The sequence below is a fragment of the Caulobacter segnis ATCC 21756 genome, assembly GCF_000092285.1.
Taxonomy (GTDB): domain Bacteria; phylum Pseudomonadota; class Alphaproteobacteria; order Caulobacterales; family Caulobacteraceae; genus Caulobacter; species Caulobacter segnis.
Genome location: NC_014100.1, coordinates 2613663 through 2634526, shown reverse-complemented (window position 1 = coordinate 2634526; position 20864 = coordinate 2613663). Strand labels below are relative to the sequence as shown.

18 protein-coding genes are annotated in these 20864 nt (G+C 67.8%); 11 read left to right on the top strand and 7 right to left on the bottom strand.

Going from position 1 to position 20864, the window contains the following annotated elements; genetic code table 11:
* The first annotated feature begins 175 nt into the window (after nt 1–175).
* From CSEG_RS12080 to arsC, 9 genes are all read left to right on the top strand, one after another.
* Nucleotides 176–1576, top strand: a complete 1401-nt coding sequence (locus CSEG_RS12080) for an 8'-apo-carotenoid 13,14-cleaving dioxygenase (protein ID WP_013079514.1) — start codon at nt 176–178, stop codon at nt 1574–1576.
* Nucleotides 1576–2412: an alpha/beta fold hydrolase gene (locus tag CSEG_RS12075; RefSeq protein ID WP_013079513.1), complete on the top strand. Its 837-nt coding sequence runs from the start codon at nt 1576–1578 to the stop codon at nt 2410–2412. The genes CSEG_RS12080 and CSEG_RS12075 overlap by 1 nt, the downstream gene beginning before the upstream one ends.
* A gap of 4 nt (nt 2413–2416) precedes the next feature.
* Nucleotides 2417–3430, top strand: coding sequence for an aldo/keto reductase (locus CSEG_RS12070; protein WP_013079512.1), 1014 nt, complete (start codon nt 2417–2419; stop codon nt 3428–3430).
* 110 nt (nt 3431–3540) lie between these two features.
* Nucleotides 3541–4398: a VOC family protein gene (locus CSEG_RS12065; protein WP_013079511.1), complete on the top strand. Its 858-nt coding sequence runs from the start codon at nt 3541–3543 to the stop codon at nt 4396–4398.
* A 59-nt stretch (nt 4399–4457) separates the two neighbouring features.
* Nucleotides 4458–4880 (top strand): putative quinol monooxygenase, encoded by a 423-nt coding sequence (locus CSEG_RS12060; RefSeq protein ID WP_013079510.1) that lies wholly within the window; start codon nt 4458–4460, stop codon nt 4878–4880.
* Nucleotides 4881–5445: 565 nt separating this feature from the next.
* On the top strand, nt 5446–5820 hold the full coding sequence (locus CSEG_RS12050; protein WP_013079509.1) for an ArsR/SmtB family transcription factor: 375 nt from the start codon (nt 5446–5448) through the stop codon (nt 5818–5820).
* The gene (locus tag CSEG_RS12045; protein WP_013079508.1) at nt 5817–6350 is read left to right on the top strand and encodes an arsenate reductase ArsC; all 534 of its coding nucleotides are present in this window, start codon (nt 5817–5819) and stop codon (nt 6348–6350) included. The genes CSEG_RS12050 and CSEG_RS12045 overlap by 4 nt, the downstream gene beginning before the upstream one ends.
* A 27-nt stretch (nt 6351–6377) precedes the next feature.
* Nucleotides 6378–7448: an ACR3 family arsenite efflux transporter gene (arsB, locus tag CSEG_RS12040; RefSeq protein WP_013079507.1), complete on the top strand. Its 1071-nt coding sequence runs from the start codon at nt 6378–6380 to the stop codon at nt 7446–7448.
* An 11-nt stretch (nt 7449–7459) separates the two neighbouring features.
* A complete protein-coding gene (gene arsC / locus CSEG_RS12035) occupies nt 7460–7885 on the top strand; it encodes an arsenate reductase (glutaredoxin) (RefSeq protein WP_013079506.1) in 426 nt (141 codons plus the stop codon).
* 170 nt (nt 7886–8055) lie between these two features.
* Here the strand turns inward: arsC and CSEG_RS12030 are convergent, their stop codons facing one another.
* Nucleotides 8056–9072: a LysR family transcriptional regulator gene (locus tag CSEG_RS12030; RefSeq protein WP_013079505.1), complete on the bottom strand. Its 1017-nt coding sequence runs from the start codon at nt 9070–9072 to the stop codon at nt 8056–8058.
* Between the two features lie 70 nt (nt 9073–9142).
* Here CSEG_RS12030 and CSEG_RS12025 point away from each other — a divergent pair, with 70 nt between their 5' ends.
* Nucleotides 9143–9436 carry a nuclear transport factor 2 family protein gene (locus CSEG_RS12025; RefSeq protein ID WP_244264902.1) on the top strand — a complete coding sequence of 98 codons (294 nt, stop codon included), beginning with the start codon at nt 9143–9145 and terminating at the stop codon, nt 9434–9436.
* Nucleotides 9433–10221: an SDR family oxidoreductase gene (locus tag CSEG_RS12020; protein WP_013079503.1), complete on the top strand. Its 789-nt coding sequence runs from the start codon at nt 9433–9435 to the stop codon at nt 10219–10221. Before CSEG_RS12025 ends, CSEG_RS12020 begins: the two co-directional genes overlap by 4 nt.
* Nucleotides 10222–10626: 405 nt before the next feature.
* Here the strand turns inward: CSEG_RS12020 and CSEG_RS12015 are convergent, their stop codons facing one another.
* The 6 genes from CSEG_RS12015 to CSEG_RS11990 all read right to left on the bottom strand — a co-directional run bounded on the left by CSEG_RS12015 (nt 10627) and on the right by CSEG_RS11990 (nt 20863).
* Nucleotides 10627–12153, bottom strand: a complete 1527-nt coding sequence (locus CSEG_RS12015; protein ID WP_013079502.1) for a PepSY-associated TM helix domain-containing protein — start codon at nt 12151–12153, stop codon at nt 10627–10629.
* Complete coding sequence (locus CSEG_RS12010; protein WP_013079501.1) at nt 12153–12716, bottom strand: hypothetical protein; 564 nt, start codon at nt 12714–12716, stop codon at nt 12153–12155. Before CSEG_RS12010 ends, CSEG_RS12015 begins: the two co-directional genes overlap by 1 nt.
* A complete protein-coding gene (locus CSEG_RS12005; protein WP_013079500.1) occupies nt 12713–15043 on the bottom strand; it encodes a TonB-dependent receptor in 2331 nt (776 codons plus the stop codon). Before CSEG_RS12005 ends, CSEG_RS12010 begins: the two co-directional genes overlap by 4 nt.
* A 269-nt stretch (nt 15044–15312) precedes the next feature.
* Nucleotides 15313–18483 (bottom strand): efflux RND transporter permease subunit, encoded by a 3171-nt coding sequence (locus tag CSEG_RS12000; protein ID WP_013079499.1) that lies wholly within the window; start codon nt 18481–18483, stop codon nt 15313–15315.
* 2 nt (nt 18484–18485) lie between these two features.
* A complete protein-coding gene (locus CSEG_RS11995) occupies nt 18486–19631 on the bottom strand; it encodes an efflux RND transporter periplasmic adaptor subunit (RefSeq protein WP_013079498.1) in 1146 nt (381 codons plus the stop codon).
* Nucleotides 19628–20863: a TolC family protein gene (locus CSEG_RS11990; RefSeq protein WP_013079497.1), complete on the bottom strand. Its 1236-nt coding sequence runs from the start codon at nt 20861–20863 to the stop codon at nt 19628–19630. The genes CSEG_RS11995 and CSEG_RS11990 overlap by 4 nt, the downstream gene beginning before the upstream one ends.
* Between the last annotated feature and the right edge of the window lies 1 nt (nt 20864).

The following is a 20864-nucleotide window of genomic DNA, read 5'->3' as shown; positions in this document are numbered from 1 at the left end:
TCGACGCGCGGGCGCTTAACCCCATTTAACTCGCCAGCCCGTCGGACCCGACGCATCGTTCGCATAAGGCCATGCTCAGGAACGGCGCGACGGGCCAGTTGAGGATCATGGCGTCCCATGACCCGGCTCCGGCCGGGCTGGGCGCCCGAATTCAGCCAGGCAAGGGGAGACGGAAATGCTTTTCACCGAAGCCGGCGGCACGGCCAGGGTCGCGCCGGTCAATCCGTATCTCACGGGCCTCCACGCTCCCATGACGGAGGAGCTGACGCTGAAGGATCTGCCCGTCACGGGCGCAATCCCCGCGGCGCTCTCGGGCCGCTACTTGCGCATGGGGCCCAACCCGATAGCGCCCAATCCGGAGAAGCACCATTGGTTCGCCGGCGACGGCATGGTTCAAGGCGTTCGTCTGGAGAACGGTCGCGCGCTTTGGTATCGCAACCGGTGGATTCGCTCGGACGCCGTGGTCAAGGCGCTGGACGAACCACGCACCCCAGGCCCCCGCCACCTCTTCGATACGGTGAACACCAACGTCGTCGCCTTCGCCGGCAAGACCCTGGGACTGGTGGAGGCGGGCAGCACGCCGGTCGAGATCGGCGATACGCTCGAGACGCTGCGCTACACCGACTTCGACGACACGCTCCGAGGCGGCTTCACCGCCCATCCCCATGTCGACCCCCTGACGGGCGAGATGTTGGGCGTCTGCTACGACGCCAGCAAGTGGCGCACGCTTCGTTTCGTCGTTCTCAGTCCCGAGGGCAAGCTCCGCCGCGAGATGCGTATCCCGGTTCAGCAAGGGCCGATGATCCACGACTTCGCCTTCACCAAGCGCTTCGCGATCATTCTTGATCTGCCTGTCACCTTTTCGCTGACTGCTGCGATCACAGGGCATCATTTCCCGTACCGTTGGAACGAGGCGCACGTCGCCCGGATCGGGTTGTTGCCGCGAGAGGGAAAGGCCAAGGCCATCACCTGGCTTGTGGTCGATCCCTGCTTCATCTTCCACGCGGTCAACGCCTACGAGGCGGCGGATGGCGCGGTGATCCTGGACGTCATCGTTCATGACAGAATGTTCTGGCGACGTACCTCTGGGCCAGACTCCGAGCGATGCGCCTTCGAGCGCTGGATCCTCAATCCCGAGACCGGGACGGTTCAGCGGGTCGTCATCGATTCCACGCCGCAGGAATTTCCTCGCCAGGACGAGCGACGGCTGGGGCAGCCTTATCGTTACGCCTACACTATGGCGCTGACGGACCCCTTCCTGGGGAACGGCCTGTTCAAGCACGACCTCGTGGAAGGGACCCGCGAAGCGCGCGACTTCGGGCCAGGCCGACACCCCTGCGAATTCATCTTCGTGCCGGCTCATCCTCAGGCGGGCGAGGACGAGGGCTGGCTGATCGGGTTCGTCATCGACGCCGGCTCGCGAACGACCGACCTCGTGATCCTTGATGCGCGAGGCTTCACGAGCGACCCCGTCGCCAGCATTCGTTTGCCGCACATCGTTCCGCCCGGTTTCCACGGGAACTGGATCGCGACGCCAACTGAAATCCGTCGCCATCAGCATTCAGGAGAACAGTGATGCGCTTGCTGCCGATCAATCGGTTGTTTCTGGTCGCGGTTCTCGCCGCCGGAGCCACCGCAGCGGCCGTTCCCGCCATCGCCGATCCGGGAGACAAGCCGGGGACGATCGTCCTGGTTCACGGCGCTTTTGTCGATGGTTCCGGCTGGGCCGACGTCTATCGGATCCTGAGCCGGGACGGATACAAGGTCGTCGTCGTCCAAAATCCCACCACCTCGCTCGCGGAAGACGTCGCGGCCACTCGGCGCGCGATCGCGGCGGCCGAGGGGAGGGTGGTGCTCGTCGGCCATTCCTACGGCGGCGTGGTCATCACCGAGGCCGGGTCCGATCCCAAGGTGTCGGCGCTTGTCTATGTCGCCGCCTTCGCGCCGGACCGGGGCGAGTCCGTTTCCTCGCTCGTGGCGAATGCGCCGCCGGGTACGCCTGCGTTGCCGATCCTGCCGCCGGTCGACGGGCTGCTACTGCTGGATCGAACCAAGTTCTCCGCCGCCTTCGCCGCTGACGTGGCGCCCGAAGTCGCGCGCTTCATGGCCGACTCGCAGCAACCCTGGGGCGCGAAGGCCCTGGAGGGCCAGATCACCGCTCCAGCTTGGCGCGTGAAGCCCAGCTGGTACCTGATCGCCAAGGACGATCACATCATTCCACCGCCCGCCCAGCGCATGATGGCCAAGCGAGCCGGGGCGACCGTGCGCGACGTCGCCGCCAGCCACGCCGTCCATGTCTCCCAGCCGGGCGTCGTCGCCTCCGTGATCGAGGAGGCGATGATCCGGTCAGCGGAAAAAGGCAAAGCGATCGGCGCCGCTCCCCACCCGGCGCGGCATGAGATGAGAGGTTGAGACGATGACGCTCAAGACCCTCCTTCCTGGTCAGCTCGGCTTCGGCGCCGCGCCGCTGGGCAACATGTTCCGTGACATCCCCGAAGACGAGGCCCTGGCCACGGTCGACGCCGCCTGGAACGACGGTGTTCGCTACTACGACAACGCCCCTTTCTATGGCGCGGGTCTGGCCGAGATCCGCATGGGGCGGGCCCTGGCCGGCAAGCCGCGCGACGAATACGTGATCAGCACCAAGGTCGGCCGGGTGATCCTGGACGAGGTCGAGGACGTCAGCGCCCGCGACCTGGGTGAGAAGGGCGGCGTCTTCGAGCACGGTCGCCCGAACAAGATCGTCAACGATTATTCCGAGGACGCGGCCTATCGCTCTATCGAGGACAGCCTCAAGCGCCTCGGGACCGATCGCATCGACATCGCCTTCGTCCACGACGTGGCCCAGGACTTCTACGGCGACGCCTGGCTAGGCGTCTTCGAGACGGCCCGCAGGGGCGCGTTCAAGGCGCTGGATCGGATGCGCGACGAGGGCGTGATCAAGGCCTGGGGCCTGGGCGTCAATCGGGTCGAACCGATCGAGCTGCTGCTCGACTTGGACGAACCCCGGCCGGACGCCTTCCTGCTGGCAGGCCGCTATACGCTGCTCGATCACGACCGCGCCCTGCAGCGCCTGACGCCCAAGGTCGCCGAACGCGGGCTGGGCATCATTGTGGGCGGCCCCTACAGCTCCGGCGCGCTGGTGGGCGGGCCGAACTTCGAATACGCCCCCGCGACCCCGGCGATCCTCGACAAGGTGGCCCGCATCAAGGCGATCGCCGACCGATACGGCGTCAGCATGAAGGCGGCGGGCCTGCAGTTCGCCCTGGCCAATCCGGCCGTTGCGGCGGTCATCCCGGGCGCCAGCCAGCCCAGCCGGATCGCCGAGGATCGCGCCGCCTTGAACGAACACGTCCCGGCCGACTTCTGGCGCGAGCTGCGTGAGGTCGGTCTGGTCAACCCGGCCGCTCCGCTGCCCGTCCCGCGCTGACCCCAGCCCTTTAGTTCAAGTCGCCGCTCGACGGCCGGGACCTCGTCCCGGCCGGAGGGTTCCCCGCGTCCCGAAACCGGGCGCTTACACCACGAAAAAGGAGAAAGACCATGCGTAAATCCCAAGAGAACGAGGCGGCAGATCCGGGGCGCCGCGACATGCTGCGAACAGCCGGCGCCGTCATGGCCGCCGCCGGAACGGCTCTCGCCGCTCCGGCGTCAGCCCAAGCCGTCAGCGGCCAGGGCGTCAACGGGATGTCGCCCGCCGCTCGCAACGCCGGCCCCCTCGGGGCCCGGCTGCAGGGCGTGCAGCACTTCGGCCTGACCGTCCAAAACATGGAGCGGGCCTACGAATTCTACACCGAGGTTCTGGGCGGCACGGAGGTGTTCCGCCACGGCGACTTTCAGGGCGACATAGTCCACAACACCTTGCTGGCCGATCAGGACATCCGAGCCAACGAACTGGGCGTCAATCCACGCACCATCGGCGTGCCCGACCTGCGCGATGGCGCCCAGCGGCTGGACGTCCGCTTCATTCAGTTCGACAACGTGGTGATCGAGCTTCTGCAGTACCGCGACGCCGATCAGCCGATGGGCGGGCCGAGGGCCTTCGCCGAGCCGGTGCAGCACATGAGCCCGGCCTTCCCGCGGATGATGCACATCTGCTTCCACATCCGCGACGACGTCGACTTCAACAAGTTCATCACCGACCTGGAAGCGGAGTCCGCGCGCCGGGGCATGATGCAGGTGCGGGCCAACCGCATCATCCGGGTCAACACCGAGGCCGAGCGCCGCGCGGCCCCGCAGAGCGCCAACACCAACAAGGTGACCGTGGCGCCGTCGGACGGCTGGGAGCTCATCTACTGCAAGGGCCCCGAAGGCGAGCAGCTGGAGTTCGTCAAAGCGATCGGACCGGTGAAGCAGCGCTTCGCCAACACTCTCGCCGCCCGCCAACGCGCCACCCGTTAAGGGAGCGGAGCCAAGCCCACCCCCTTCTTGCTCAAGAACCCTACAGAGGAGAGACCCTGATGCGTAAGACCTTCACCGCCCTGCTGGCCCTGGCCGCCTTTGCGGCCGCAGGCGTCTCAGCCGCACCGACCCTGGCCCGCGAACGGTTTGGCGTGCGCTACGAACAAATCCCCGCCGGCGCCTATTCGATCGTCGCCCATGTTCAGGCCAAGCCCGGCCAGGAGGCGGCGCTGCGCGAGGTGACGCTGCCGTTGGTCGATCTGGTCCGCGGCGACCCCAAGAATCTCGTCTATTTCCTGCAGGAAGATCGGGCCAGGCCGGGCCACTTTATCTTCTACGAGGTCTTTGCGACGCAAGCGGACTTCGAGGCCCACAACGCCATGCCCTACGTCAAGGACTGGTTCGATAAACTGCCGGCGCTCGCCGAAGGCGGCGTACAGGTGATGCGGATGGAGGTCCTGGGGCATGGACGGCCGCGATGATTTGAACGATCTCTCCGGGCAAGGTGCAGGTCGCTTAGTTGTCGGGGCTTCGGGCAGGTCAGGTCATTCGCCTTCGGACGTCTAGGGCTAGGGCCTTAGACGCCTGGCCTGTTGGCGATACGCGCCGTTGTTCCTCGAGCCACGCTTCCACTTCCGCCGGATCCAAGCGACACGGCGGTTCATGAGATCATATCGTCGCGGGAATTCGCCCCTCACTTCCATCTCGGAGATGCGTGGTGGGGCAAATCTCCCAAGAAGTTCACCGCCGCCGTGCCGATCGCCCTGTGAGCGGGTAAACGTCCGTCCGCCGCGCAATCCAGAAAATGGGGTCGCCCTGCCGCGTTTTTCGGTGGGGATCGCCGCGCCCGCTGTCCAAGAGCACCGGCGCCGGAGCGCGGCAGGCAGCGCGAGCGCGTAGGACGATAGGTAAAGGCCAGGCCCTGTCGCGGTCGGCCCACATGGCCGTCAAGGCCAAGCCCCGCGCCGGGATGATCCTTCCGCTCAGCTGCGGCTCGATCCAGATGGGCGTCATTGAACTTTCTTATCATTCGAGTATGATGGAAATATGGAATCAAAAGCCGCCGTCACCGCGCTCAGCGCCTTGGCTCACGAAGGACGCTTGGCCATCTTCCGCCTGCTGGTCAGGACGGGGCGGGGCGGTATGGCCGCCGGCGAGATCGCCCGCACCACGGGCATCCTGCCCAACACTCTGTCGTCGGGCCTCAACATCCTCAGCCACGCCGGGCTGATCGACTCCCGGCGCGAGGGGCGCTCGATCATCTACTCCGCCCGCTATGGGGCGATGACGGAGCTTTTGGCCTTTCTGATGGACGACTGTTGCGGTGGCACCCCGGAGGTTTGCGCACCGCTCGGCGATATCCTGGCCCGCGCCGCCGACTGCGACGGGACCTGCCTTGCGCCCCTGGAGACGACGCCATGACCGCCCAGACCCGTCCCTACAACGTGCTTTTTCTCTGCACCCACAATTCGGCGCGATCGATCCTGGCTGAGTGCATCATGAACCGGGCCGGGGCGGGGCGCTTCGTCGCCTATTCCGCCGGCTCGATGCCGAGCGGCGAGGTCAATCCCCACGCTATCAGCCTCCTGCAGCGCCTCAACTACAAGACCCATGAGCTGCGCTCCAAGGGATGGGACGAGTTCTCGCTGGAGACCAACCCGGACGCCCCCGACCTCGATTTCGTGTTCACCGTCTGCGACAACGCCGCGGGCGAGGTCTGCCCGATCTGGCCGGGCCAGCCGATGAGCGCTCACTGGGGGATCCCCAACCCGGGCGACGCCGTCGGTTCCGAAGCCGAGATCGCCCTGGCCTTCGCCGAGGCCTACCGCCAGCTCAATAGCCGCATCACGCTCTTCTGCGCCTTGCCGATGGCCTCGCTCGACCGGTTGTCGCTGCAAAAGCGTCTCGACGAGATCGGCAAGTCGATCGCGCCGGACGAGAGCGCCGCCTAGTTCTCCGCCGCCCGATCAGGATCCTGGATGTCCATCTTTGAACGCTACCTCACCGTGTGGGTGGGGCTTTGCATCGTCGCCGGCGTCGCGCTTGGCCATGTCTTCGCGCCGGCCTTCCGCCTGATCGCCGCGGCCGAGATCGCCAAGGTCAACCTGCCGATGGCGGCCCTGATCTGGCTGATGATCATCCCTATGCTGATCAAGGTCGATTTCGCGGCCTTGGGGCAGGTCGCGCGCCATTGGCGCGGGATCTCGGTGACCCTGCTGATCAACTGGCTGGTCAAGCCGTTCGGGATGGCGCTGCTGGGCTGGATCTTCATCAGCCAGCTCTTTCGGCCCTACCTGCCGGCCGATCAGATCGATAGCTACATCGCCGGCCTGATCCTGCTGGCCGCCGCGCCGTGCACGGCCATGGTCTTTGTCTGGAGCAACCTGACCAAGGGCGAGCCGAACTTCACCCTCAGCCAAGTTGCTCTGAACGACACCATCATGATCGTAGCCTTCGCGCCGATTGTCGGTCTGCTACTGGGCCTTTCAGCCATCACCGTGCCCTGGTCGACCCTGACCCTGTCGGTCGGGCTCTACATCGTCGCGCCAGTCGTGGCGGCTCAGCTGATCCGCAAGGCGCTGCTGGCCAAGGGTGAGGCGGCCTTGAGCCGCTTCCTGTCGGTGTTGCAGCCGCTGTCGATCGTGGCGCTGCTGGCGACCCTGGTCATGCTGTTTGGCTTCCAGGGCGAGCAGATCCTCAAGCAGCCGCTGGTCATCGCCCTGCTGGCCGTGCCGATCCTGATCCAGGTCTATGTCAATTCGGGCCTGGCCTATCTGCTCAACCGCGTGAGCGGCGAGGCCCATTGCGTGGCCGGGCCCTCGGCCCTGATCGGCGCCAGCAACTTCTTCGAGTTGGCGGTGGCGGCCGCCATCAGCCTATTCGGCTTCCAGTCGGGCGCGGCCCTGGCCACCGTGGTCGGCGTGCTGATCGAGGTGCCGGTGATGCTCTCGATCGTGGCGATCGTGAACGCCTCCAAGCCCTGGTACGAGCGCGGCCAGGCCGTACGCAAGGTCGCCGCCGCGCGCGGCGACACAGCCTTCAAAGCTTAAGACGGTGACCCATGTGCGCCCCTGATTTCCCGGTGGTGATCTACCACAACCCCAGCTGCGGCACGTCTCGCAACGTCCTCGCCATGATCCGAGCCGCTGGTTACGAGCCGACGGTCATCGAATACCTGCAGACCGGCTGGACCCACGACCAGTTGCGCGACCTGGCCAGCGCGGCCGGCCTGACCTTCCGTCAATTGATGCGCACGCGCGGCGCGCCCGCCGAAGAGCTTGGCCTGACGGCCGATGACGTCAGCGAGGCGGAAATCCTCGACGCGATGGTCGCCCATCCGATCCTGGTCAATCGGCCGCTGGTCGTCACGCAGCGCGGCGTCAAGCTCTGCCGGCCGTCTGAGGTTGTGTTCGATCTGCTCGATCGCCTCCCATCCAGTTTCACCAAGGAAGACGGCGAGGTCGTCGATCTGTCGGGCCCGCCCTAGAGGGGCTCACAATCATGATCGCGTGGGGTAGCGGTAGCATATTCGCCGGATCTTCGTCCGTCGTCCGCCTCTCGCGTTTGTGTCCGGCGAACACCGTGCGCCTTCTCCAAGCCTCGTGATCTACAGGAAGCCCGCTCGCCGTAACCTGTAAAGCGGGCGCCTGGCGCGTCTCAACCTATCGAAGCGCTCACGGCGTCGCCCGCGCCGTTGTGCCGCCGCGCGAAGTCGATAAACGCCTTGAAGGCGGCGGTCGGGTTGCGGCGGCTCGGATAGTAGAGACTCAAGGGCGAGAGGGTAGGCGTCCAATCCTCGAGCACGCGTACAAGGCGGCCAGCCTCGATGTCGCCCCGCACGTCGGACTCCATCGCCAGGGTGAGCCCGACGGAAGCCAGGGCCGCCGTACGGGCAAGGCTGGCTTCGTCCAGGGTGATGACGCCTTCGACGTCGATATGGACCGATTGCCCGTCTTTCTCGAACGGCCAGCGATAGATCGCGCCATTGGGAAGTCGGACGCGCAGACAGGAATGAGCGGCGAGGTCCTGGGGGACCATCGGCGTCCCATGCGACTTCAGATAGCTCGGAGAAGCCACCACAACATTGCGCCGTCCGCTACCCAACGGAAGCGCGATCATGTCGGCTGGCACAAGGTCTGCGCTCCGGACTCCAAGGTCGAAGCCGCCCGCGACGATATCCACCAAGCGGCCCTCGGTGACGATGTCGATGTGAACCTGAGGGTGCGAGCGCATAAACGGTAGCACGAGCCAGGAGAAGATTTCCCGGGCCGCCGTCGGGAAGGCGTTGATGCGCAATGTGCCCGACGGCGTGGCCTGTTGAGCGCGCGCGACCTCCATCGCCTCACGTATGTCACTCACGGCGGGCGCGACCTGCGCAACGAACCGCCGGCCCGCCTCGGTCAGGGAGACGCTTCGCGTCGTGCGGTTGAACAGCCGTACGCCGAGCGTGCGCTCCAGCTTTCCGACCGCGTTGCTGAGGGCGGTCGTTGAAACCCCAAGCTCGAGCGCAGCTTTACGGAACTTGCCGTGCCGGGCGACCATTAGAACGGCGTCCAATTCCGTCAGACTGTGCACGGCAATTGTCCCGTATTTCGTGATGAAGCATCCCAGATTGTCCTGATTATCGTTCGCCTGTCCATCGCTACCTTGGTTGGCGAGCGCGCTCGCAGCCATCCCGGCCACGACCGCAGTAATTAGGACCGAAGCGATGCCTCTCGACCTTCCATCCCCGATCGCCGCGTACGTGGCGGCGAACGCCCGCCTGGACATCGCCGCCATGCTGCAACCGTTCGCGGCCGACGCTGTCCTTCGCGATAATGGCGCCGTCTTTCGGGGACGCGCCGAAATCAAGGGGTTGTTTGAAGAGGCCGTGGTCCCCGTGAAGGCGATCTTCACGCCGGACACCGTCCGGCGCGAGGACGACCAGGTCGTCGTCGAAGGCCCCGCTCATGGCGACTTCAAGGGTAGCCCGATCCGCTTCACCTACCGTTTCACGCTCGAAGACGACGCGATCAAAGCCCTGGAGATCACGGCATGACCCTCAGGGCTGATCCGACCGAATTCGCCGGCAAGCGCGTCCTCATCAGCGGCGGCTCGAAGGGCCTGGGCCGCGCCACCGTCGACCGTTTCCTGGCCGGCGGCGCCCGCGTGGTCACCGCCGCCCGCGGGAGCCTGGAGCCCATTGACGGCGTCGAGTTCGTCCAAGCGGACCTGACGACGGCCGAGGGCGGGGAAAGCTTCGCCAAGGCGGCGCTCGAGCGTCTGGGCGGCATCGACATCCTCGCCCACGTCATGGGCGGCTCGACCGCGCCGGGCGGCGGTTTCGTCGCCCTGACGGACGACGACTGGCTCTCCGAGCTGAATCTAAACCTGCTGGCCGCGGTGCGTCTCGATCGCCTGCTGATCCCGCAGATGATCGAGCGCGGCGCCGGCGCGGTGGTGCACGTCACCTCCATCCAGTCGGTCCTGCCGCTTCCCGAAGCGACCACGGCCTACGCCGCCGCCAAGGCCGCGCTCAGGACCTACAGCAAGTCGATTTCCAAGGAACTGGGTCCGAAGGGCGTGCGGGTCAACGTCGTCTCGCCGGGGTGGATCATGACCGAGTCGGCGGGGGTATTTCTCAAGCGTCTCCAGGATGCCAACGGCGGAACGATCGAGGACGCGCGTCAGCTCGTCTTGCGGGGCCTTGGCGGAATTTCGATCGGTCGCGGGGCTGAACCCTTCGAGGTCGCCGATGTCATCGCCTATCTGGCCTCGGATCGCGCCGCCGCGATCCACGGCGCGGAGTTCGTCATAGATGGTGGGACGGTGCCGACCGTCTAACAGGTTCGAGGTTCCACGCCCCGCGAAATCGGCGAGGACCCGTGAGGGCGTCGGTGGCGTGTGTGGATCGTCGTTCCGGGGCTTCGAGTCCGGCGGTTCGCGATCGCTTTGTCGGCTCCACGCCGCCGCCGAGCGCGGTGTGGAGCGCGACCATGGCCGCGAGCTGGTCGTGTCTCAGCGCCAGCAGCGCCTGGCGCCGCATACTCGGCGCGCGTCTCGCTGGTCAGTCACGGTCCGGAGGCGGGCCGCCTGGTCTCTTGGAGCGAGGTCGCCTCCCGGCGATTGTTGGGCGCGCGGGGTTCAGCTTTCCTGGATCACCTCAAGGTCGCGCTCTCAACGGGCGCGCTCGAAGAGCTCGCGATATATGTCGAGATGGGCTGAAGCTTGCGCGAGGCCGATCGACAATCAGCGCTGGTGTTGGCCAGCGGTCGACCGTCGGGGCAGGGTTGTTAGCGCCAGCAACAGCGCGGTCCCAATTAGCGCCGCGTCGACGCCCCAGCCGGCCGGATCGGCCATCACGCCAGCTTGCGACGCCCCATGCGCCATGGCGACCGAGGCGAGAAGAGCGGCGCTGATCAGGCGAAGTCCTTTTGATATGCGGGCTGGCGTACCGATGGCGGCCGAGCCGCATGCCATAAGGGTGGCGAGGCCCCACGCGGCCACCGGAGCGGGGGTGGGGGACAGCTGGCTGACCAGAGCCGAGAAGGCATAGGCCAGGGGCTGGCTCCACGCGAAGGCGACCCAGAGGCGTTCCCACCGCGGCGCCGGCCGGCCCTTGTCGCGACGCCGCGCCAGCCAGATGGCGACGCCGCTCGAGGTCACCGCGGTCAAGCCCAGGCCCAGCAGGAAGTAGGCGACCTTGACCGGCCAGCCGCCGAACCAGCCGAAATGTAGCGGGGTCATGGCCGAGAGCACGCGGAAGCCCAATGAGCCGCTCTCATATCCGACCTCGCCCAGAATTCGACCTTCGCCGTCGACCACCACGGTCTCGCCGCGCGACAGGCGTCCGTCGGTGGCGAGATTGATGATGGCGTGCTGACCGCGCTCGCCGGGATGCTCGACATAAATGTAGGTCGGTCGCGCGTCCGGGTAGCGGGCGGCGACGGCGTCGAGGCCCGAACGGACGTCGATGACCTTGGCCGCGGGACGCGGATCGTCCTTGACGGTCGGCCCTTGGAACAGTGCGTACGCCTTGCTGGCGTCGCCCTTGAAGGTGGCCAAGGCTAGGACGCCGACAATGATCGTCGTCAGGCCCAGGAAGGCGCCGGTCAACGACACGGCGAGATGGAACGGCAGGCCCCAGACCGAAATCCGATTGTGGAGATCAGCCTCCTGCAGGCGCTTGGAGCCGCCCCAACGCAAGGCGAAGGCGTCCTTGAACACCCGGGGATGGGACAGCACGCCCGAGATCAGGGAGGACAACAGCGCCACGCCCGTCAGCCCGACCACGAACCCGCCCCAGGCGCGCGGCAGGTGCAGCACCGTATGGAGCTCGGCCTGGAACTCGGTCCATGGCGTCCGCGCCTCGCCGACCAGCCGCCCGGCCTGGTCGGCGACATAGGTGTGCTCGCGACCGCTGGCGTCTTCGCCGTGGATGCTCAAGCGAGGCTGGTCGGGCGTCGGCAGGCGCACAAGCAGATCGTGGGGCTGCGGGATCTCGGCCAGTGTCGCCTTGACGGCGGCGTCCACCGCGTTCGGCGAAACCGAGCTTAGGACTGGTCCCGCAGGCTGCTCCCAACGGCCGAACTCCTGGGTGAACACGGCCACCGATCCCGAGAAGCAGACGAGATAGATCAAGGCCGCGAACGCCAGGCCCAGCGCCGAGTGACCGGCCAGCATGGCGCGCACGAAATCCGCCGGGATCTTCGGCCAGATCGGCGCGCCCACAGCCTTGGATGTCTTAGGTGCGATCTTGTCGGGGGAAGCGTCCATCACAGCGCGCCCTTCAGGAAGGCCGCGCCCAGGGTCAGGGTCGCGACGCTGGCGAGGACCGCGAAGGCCCGTAGGATCTTGTCGTCGGAAAGCGTCCAGGCCATGCCGCCAGCCCAGAGAAAGGGGACGATCAGTCCGCCGATGACCATCCGGCTCTGGATCTGGCCCGGGGCGCAGATCGCCACAGCGAGGCCGCAGCCCAGCGCGGCCACGCCCGCGAGCGGACCGGCCAGGAAGCCGCGCAGCCAGCCGCGCCAGGCGACGCGCCGGCGGTCCGAAGGTTCGGGCGCCAGCTCGCGCGCGGCCTTCTTTCGAGCGTTCCGACGCTCGACGCCGATCGCCACGAAGGCGAGCGCCGCCAGGGAGCCGACCGCCAGGACGGCGGCGGGGCCGCGCGCGGGGCCCATCAGCGGAACCGAGGCGCCGATCGCCAGGACCAGCAGGCTCCACCCGCCCAGGATCAGCCAGGGGCGTCGAGGGCCTGGCCCCTCCCAGGCCCGTTTCAGCAAGGTCGCGCCGGCGACGGGCAGCGGTGTGAGGACCAGAACCCAGATCGCGCTCACCAGCGGGTCTCCAGGGTCAGGCCCAGGATCCGGGGCTCGCTCAGCATCGCCACGCCCACGTCCGCGCGGGTGTACTGAGCGTAGGTCGCGTTCAGCAGGTTCTTGCCATAGATGTAGGCGCCCCAATGCGCGCGCTCGTAGCCGAAGCGGCCGTTGAACACGACGCGGTCCTTGACGACATCGTCCTGGGCCTGCTGCAGGCCCGCCGACGAATAGCTGCGCGACCGATAGGCGCCGTCCAGGTGCGCGATCAGGCCGTTGGACCAGCGATAGTCACCGCCCATCGCCACCGTCCAATGCGGCGCGTAGGGGAACTCCGATCCCGCCAGGTCGCGCGTGTCGACGCCGGACGTGATCGTGAAGTCGTCGAACTTGGTCTTGGTCTGACCCAGGGAGGCATACCACGACAGCGCCTCGGTGACGCGCTGGGCGACCTCCAGTTCGAAGCCGTAGAGGTGCGACTTGCCGGCGTTGCGGACCTCGTAGTCGTAGCTGTTGATGCCAAGGTTCACCGTCACCTGCTGGTCCTTCCAGTCGACATAGAAGGCGTTGGCGTTGACCGTCAGCGTCCCGTCCAGCCAGGCGGTGCGCAGCGAGGCTTCGTAGTTCCAGGTGTACTCGGGGTCGTAGGCCGCGACGGTCGAGCGGGCGATGTTCACCGTCGAGCCGCCCGAACGGTAGCCGCGCTGGGCGACGAGGCTTGTGTTGATATCCGGCGTCCACTCGTACTTGACCCCGACCTTCGGCAGGAAGGCGTTGAACTTGCGGGTGTCCTGCGGCGCGGTGGACCCCGCCTGGGCCACCATGTTGGCGACGAAAGCGTTCACCAGGGTCACATAGGGAGCGTACGCGCCGAAGGCCGAGGCCGTGGGATAGGTCCCCGTGAATCTGGCGACCTGGCTGCTGCTGCTGGTGTTCTTCTCGTGGTCGTAGCGGAAGCCGCCCAGCAGGCTCAGTTTGTCGGTCAGAGCTAAGCTGGCGTCGGCGAAGATGGCGCTGGTGTCGATCACCGAGGGCTGATCGCCCGAATAGTCCACCGGGATGACCGGCAGGGCCGCGATGTAGAGATTGGCGAAGGCGTTCGCCTGGGCCGCGGCGGCCGCCTGCTGGGCTGCGGTCGGGCTGGGCACGCTGGCCAGCAGGGTCGAGGTCAGGGTGCTGACGAGGGTCGCCCGCGGGAAGGCGACATTGACCTGGCTGGCGGTCAGGTCCTGGGCGTCGCGCTTGGCGTGATAGAGGCCGATCAGGCCCTTCAGGCGCTCGCCGTCATAGTTCAGGCGCAACTCCTGCGAGGCCGTATCCGTGTTCGTACGGCGCGCGCCGTACGAAGTCCGGACCGGCTGGAAATCGAGGTCATAGACGGACCGGGTCTTGACCGTGTTCAGCGAGGCGATCGCGTTCAAGGTCAGCACGTCGTTGAACTTGTAAGCGACGTCGGCCGTCAGGATATCGGTCTTGGTCTTGGTGCGGTTTGGATCGCCCGACAGGTCCACGCGGTGCTTGTAGTAGTCGGGCGTGTCAATGCGCGCATAGGTGAACTGGTAGCCCGCATCGCGATCGCTGTGGGCGTAGGTCAGCGTCGCCTTCAGGCCTGGCAGAGCGGTCGGGGTGAACAGCAGCTTGCCCCGGATATTGAGGCTGTCGAGCGCGTCGATGTCCCGCTTCAGCGTCGGATTGTAGACGAAGCCGTCGCTGTCCTTCTTCTCGACCGAGGCGCGGAAGGCCAGTTGGTCGGCGACGATCGGCCCGCCGCCCGCGATCGCGAAAGTGCGCTCGTCCCCGCTGGCCAGGTTCACGCGCGCGCGAAACTGGGGCGTGTAGGTCGGGTTGGCCGAGGTGATGACGACCGCGCCCGCCAGGGAGTTGCGGCCTTGCAGGGTCGATTGCGGCCCCCGCAGCACCTCGACCTGGCCGATGTCCCACATCTCGAGCGGGCCGCCATAGACGGCCTCGAGCGGCAGGGCCGCGCCATCGACATAGACCGTCGCAAGACCGCCGGTGCCGCCGCCCGAGACGTTCATGTTGCTGACGCCCCGGATCGTGAAGCCGGTCTTGCCGTAGGTCTCGCTCATGTTCGCTGTGCGAGCGACCACGTCGTAGAAGGTCTGGATGTTCTCGCGCTCGATGCGCGCGGCCGTCGTCACGGCGACGCTGGTGACGGTCTGCTGCAGCGAGCGCGAGGTCTTCTCACCCGTGACCACGACCGCTTCCACGGCTGTGGATTGCTCGTCGACCGGCGGGCCGGCGGCGTTGACCTCCTCGGCCCTGGCCGCGTGGGCCAGGCCCAGGATCGCGAAAGAGCAAGCAGCCAGCAGAGAACGACGCATGAAAAACCCCCGAACGAAACGTGGCGAGGGCGCTATATTAGATAATATTGCGAGTCAATTGCATTAGCATGTTCGTGCCGAAGCGGTCGTAAGGCTCGGATGCGGTATGGAGCCGAATATCTGTTCGGGCGCCCGCCAGATGTCCGTTCAGGGCGCCTTACAGCCTCGATCGAGTGGGAGTAGCGGCGACAGCGCCGCTGCCTTTCACGCCGCTTTGCCCTTCTCGGCGATTTCGCGACCGGAGTGGCGTGAAAGGCAGCTTCCGCCGATTAATGGGGTAGCCCCATCCGCCGTCTCGCCAGCCAGACGTAAAAGCTGGGCAACACCAGCAGCGTCAGCGCGGTGGAGGTCAGCAGGCCGCCGACCACTACCGTCGCCAGGGGTTTCTGGACCTCGGCCCCGGGACCGATGGCCAGCGCCATCGGTATGAAGCCCAGGATCGCCACCAGCGCCGTCGTCAGCACCGCCCTGAGGCGGCCGACCGTACCGTCGATCACGGCGGTGGCCACGTCGCTCGCGCCCGCGATCCGCTGTTTGATGCTCTGCATCAGGACTAGACCGTTCAAGGTCGCCACGCCCGAGACGGCGATAAAACCGACCGCCGCCGAGATCGAGAACGGCATTCCTCGCAGAAGCAAAGCCAGCGCCCCGCCGACCAGGGCCAGAGGCACGCAGGCGAAGACCAGCGCCGCCTCCGTCGCGGAGCCCAGAGCCATGAACAGCAGAACCGCGATGACCAGGAACACCACCGGGACGATGAGGCCTAAGCGCGCACTGGCCCGTTCCAGGTTCTCGAACTGACCGCCCCAGTCGAGCCAGGAGCCGGGCGGTAGCGGGACGTCCTTGGCCACGGCGGCCTGCGCCTCCTTAACGAAGCCGCCCAGGTCGCGGCCCCGCACATTGGCCTGGACCACGATCCGCCGCTTGCCGTTCTCGCGGCTGACTTGGTTGGGGCCCTCGGCCGTGTCGAAGCGGGCGATGCTGGATAGCGGGATGGCCAGCGATGGCGCGCCGTCGCTGCTTTCCGAGACAACTGGGAGCTGGCCCATGGCGGCCGGGTCGGCGCGTTTGGCGTCGTCCAGGCGCACGACCACGTCGAAGCGTCGGTCGCCTTCCAGGATATGGCCGGCCTCGCGGCCGCCCAGGCCGATTTCCAGCGCATCGGCCGCGTCGCTGGCATGGACGCCCAGGGCTGCGGCCGCGGTGCGGTCGACGCTGGCGGTGATGGTCGGTTGGCCGGAGATCTGCTCGACCTTCACGTCCGCCGCCCCGGGCGTCTTGCGAAGGGTCTCGGCGACCTGGTCGGCGGTCTTGCTCATGGCCGCGAAGTCGTCGCCGTAGACCTTGACCGCTACGTCCGAACGCACGCCGGCGATCAGTTCATTGAAGCGCATCTGGATCGGCTGGGTGAACTCGTAGGCGTTGCCGATCAGCTTGCTCAGGTCGCCTTCCATCCGTTCGACCAGTTTGGCTTTCGGCAGGCTGGGATCCGGCCAATCCTTGCGGGGCTTGAGGATCACGAAGGTGTCCGAGGCGCTGGGCGGCATCGGGTCCGAGGCGATCTCGGCCGTGCCGGTGCGGGTGAAGACCAGGGCTACTTCGGGCTGGGACGACAACGCCTTTTCGACCTCGAACTGCATGGCTTGGCTTTCCTCCAGCGATATCGAGGGCACCCGGCTGGCCTGGACCAGGAGGTCGCCCTCATCCAGCGTCGGAGCGAACTCACGACCCAAGGCGAAGAAGGCGACGAGCCCAAGGATCAGCGCCAGGACGGCGCCGCCGGCCACCGCCTTCGGCCGAGCGACGGCGGCGCGCAGCACCGGCTCGAAGCCCGTGCGGACGGCCCTCATGGCTTTCGTTTCGTCGTGACCCTTGGGCTCGCGCACCACCAGGGCGGTCAGGGTCGGCACCAGGGTCAGGGAGAGCAGGAAGGCGCCGGCCAGGGCGAACATCACCGTGGCGGCCATTGGCGTGAACATCTTTCCTTCGACGCCTTCGAAGGTCAGCAGCGGGGCGTAGACCAGAAGAATGATCGCCTGGCCGAAGGCGGCGGGACGAGCCATCTCCTTGGCCGCCTCGACCGCGACGGACAGGCGCTCGGCCGCGGTCAGGTCGCGGCCTTCGCTCTGACGCCGCAGCGCAAGGCGCCCCAGGGTGTTCTCGATCACCACCACCGCGCCGTCCACGATCAGGCCGAAATCTAGCGCTCCCAGGCTCATCAGGTTGCCGCTGATCCCGAACCTACGCATGGCGATGGCGGCGATCAGGAAGGAGAGGGGGATGACCAGGGCCGTGATCAGGGCGGCGCGGAAATTTCCGAGCGCGAAGAACAGCACGGCGATGACCAGCAGGGCGCCGACCGTCAGGTTGTGCTCGACCGTACGGATCGTGGCGTCGACCAGCCGGGTGCGGTCCAGCACCGGCTTGATGATCACCTCCGGCGGCAGGCTGGGGGCGATGGCTTTCAAGCGTTCGTCGACGCGGGCGGCGATGGTGCGGCTGTTCTCGCCGACCAGCATCAGGGCGGTGCCGATCACCACTTCGCGGCCGTTCTCGCTGGCCGAGCCCAGGCGCGGGGCGTGGCCGATGGCGACCGTGGCGACGTCCGAGACCTTGACCACCGCGCCGCCTCGACGACCGATCGGCGTGTCGGCCAGCTCGGCCAGGCTTTTCACCCGGGCGTCGGTGCGCACGATATAGGCCTCGCCGCCACGCTGGACGTAACCCGCCCCGGCGATGCGGTTGGCGTGTTCCAGCGCCTCCACCAGCTGCGGAAGGCTGATGCCCCGCGCCGCCAGCTTGGCCGGGTCGGGGTGGACGGCGTACTCCTTGACGTAACCGCCCAGGACGTCGACCCCGGCGACGCCGTCGATAGTCTTCAGCTGGGGGGCGACGATCCAATCCTGGACCGTGCGCAGATAGGTCGCCTTCTCGATGTCGGTCCGCAGGATCTCACCTTCGGGCGTAACGTAGGGAGCGCCGCTGCGCGCCGCCGTGTCCTTGAACTCGACGGTCCAGATATAGACCTCGCCCAGACCCGTGACCGGCGGCCCCATGCCTGGCTCCAGTCCGTCGGGCAGGTTGGCGCGAGCGGCCTGCAGGCGCTCGTTGATCAGGGTGCGCGCGAAATAGAGGTCGGTGTCCTCTGTGAAGACGGCGGTGATCTGCGAGAAACCGTGCCGCGACAGCGAGCGGGTCTCGACCAGGCCCGGCGCGCCGGCCAGGGCCGTCTCCAGCGGGAAGGTCACTTGGCGCTCGACCTCCTCGGGGCCGAGGGCGGGGGCGATGGTGTTGATCTGCACCTGTCGGTTGGTGATGTCGGGCACCGCGTCGATGGGCAGGCGCGACAGCTGCTGCAGGCCGAACGCGAAGAGCGCTACGGCCAGCAGGACGACGATCCACCTGAAGCGGACCGAAAGGTCGATGAGGCGGTCCAACATGATCAGTCCTCGTGCCCCGCTTCGCCCTTGCCGAGCTCCGCCTTCAGGCGGAAGGCGCCCTTGCCGGCGATGATCTCGCCGCCGCTCAGGCCTTTCAGGATTTCGACGGCGCCGCCGGCGCTGCGGCCGGTGATGACCGGCGTGGCGCGAAAGCCCTTGGGCTCGGCGACGAACACCACGGTGCGGCCTTCCAGGGTCTGGACGGCGTCTGCGGGCACGGTTGGGCCACCTGTTCCTTTGGCCAGGATCACCCGGGCCGAGACGATCGAACCGATCTGTGGCGCGGGCGTGGTCGGCTTTGCGCGGACCACCGCCGCGCCGGCCCCCGGCGCGCTGGGCGCGACGGCGACGATGCGGGCGCTCGCTTCACCGCCGTCTGGCTGCTGGACCATGACCGTATCGCCGACCTTGATCGCGTCGGCCGAGGCCGGTGGGGCGTCGAAAACGTATTCAACCGCCCTCTGGTCGGCGATCTCAGCGACGAGCCCACCCTGGGTTAGGAAGCCGCCGACGCGGGCGTCGATGCGGGTGACGATCCCGGCGATCGGCGAGCGCAGCCTGGCGAGACCGCCGGCGCTGGGCGTCCCTTGAGCGGCGACCTGGGCTTGAGCGGCGCGCAGGTCGGCCTGGGCCTTTTCGGCGGCGGCCTGGCTGACTTCCCAATCCTGACGGGCGACGACGCCAGCCTCGAACAGGCGGCGGTCGCGGGCGGCGGCGGCTTGGGCGGCGCGAGCCGCGGCGAAGGCTGCGTCGACATTGGCCCGTGCGCTCGCGCCCTCGGCGCTGCGCAAGGTGGCGATGACCGCGCCGGCGGCCACGCGATCACCGGCGGCGACATGGACGCGCTCGACCGCGCCCGACACAGGCGCGCCCAGAGCGGCCGAGGCGTTGATGGCGAGCGTCACGCGGCCGGGCAAAACCAACTCCGCCCCGCCGCCGCGTCCGACCGTGGTGGTCAGTATGCCGGCCTTGATGGCGTCCGCCGCCGAGAGGGCGACGAAGCCGTCTTCGTGAGAGGGCTCTTCCTCGGCATGTCCCTCCACGGCGGGAGGCGTTTTGCCGGTCAGGCGGCCGAGGCCGAAGCCCAGGCCGGCGGTCGCGATCAGCGCCGTGGCCGCGCCGGCCAGGATCCACTTGCGGTCGGTCATTGGGCGCCTCCAAAGGCGATTTGTCCGTGGGCCTGGGCGAGGTCCGCCGTGGCCTTGGCGCGCGCCAGGCGCGCCTCGATGTGACGCTGGCGTGCGGCGATCAGGTCGCGGCGCGCCGCGAGCAGTTCGATCAGCGGCAGCTTGCCGGCCTCGTAGCCCAAGCGGGCCAGGCGATAGGCCTCGCGCGCCGCGGCCTCGCCCTCACGGGCGGCGAGGGCGATACGGTCGGCGGCGCGCGCCTCGCCTTCGACCTCACGCCGGTTCGCGACCGCATCGGCGCGAGCCATGGCCAGGCGCGCGCGAGCGGCGTCAGCCTCGGCCTGGGCCGACTTCACCGCGCCGCGATTGCGGTCGAATAGGGGGAGCGGCAGCGAGATCCCGGCCACGGCGGCGGTAGCGTCGTCCCCCGCCAGTCGCCGGATGCCGAAGTTGACTGTGACGTCCGGCGTCGCGCGGCGACGTTCCAGATCCAGCTTGCGCGAGGCGGCGGTCTGTTCGGCCTCGGCGACGGCGACCGTCAGGGGGGGATCATCTGAGGCGGCAGGCGACGAGGGCATGTCCAGCAGCCCCGGAGTCACGGCGGTATAGGTCTGCTCCCCGCCGGTCAGCGCCGCCAGCCGCGCCAGAGCGCCGCCGGCTTCCGCCTCGGCGCGCTCGACGTCGGCCTGAGCCGCCGACAGCGCCGCCTGGGCTTGCAGGGCGCGCAACTCCGCTTCCTTGCCGGTGTCGACCAGCAGCCGCGCAGCGCGGGCGTCGGCCCTCGCGAGCTCCACGCCCTCCCGGGCGACGTCCAGCCGCTCACTGGCCGCCTCGGCGGCGGCGTAGGCTACAGCCAGGTCACGGGCGAAGGTGATGCGGCTGAGGCCGGCGCGCGACCGGGCGATGTCGACCTCGGCGCGGGCCGCGGCCGCGCGAGCGCCGCGCTTGCCGCCCAGCTCCAGGGTCTGGCCGACCGACAGCGTGGTCTCGGCGCTCTGGAAGTCGCGATAGGGCCGGTCGCCGCCGATGTTCTCGACCTGGAGATCGAGCGTTGGGTTGAGGCGGGCCTGGGCTTGCGAGGCGCGGCCCTCGGCGGCGCGCGTCTCGGCCTCGCCGACGATCAGGCGCGGCGCCGTGGCTTCGCGCAGCAGAATTTCCAGCGGCGGCGCGGTCTGGGCCGCGGCGGCGCTACATAGCGCGCCGCAGACGGCGGACGCCAAGGCCGCGCGTAGCGGCCATCGGTTCGATGACATG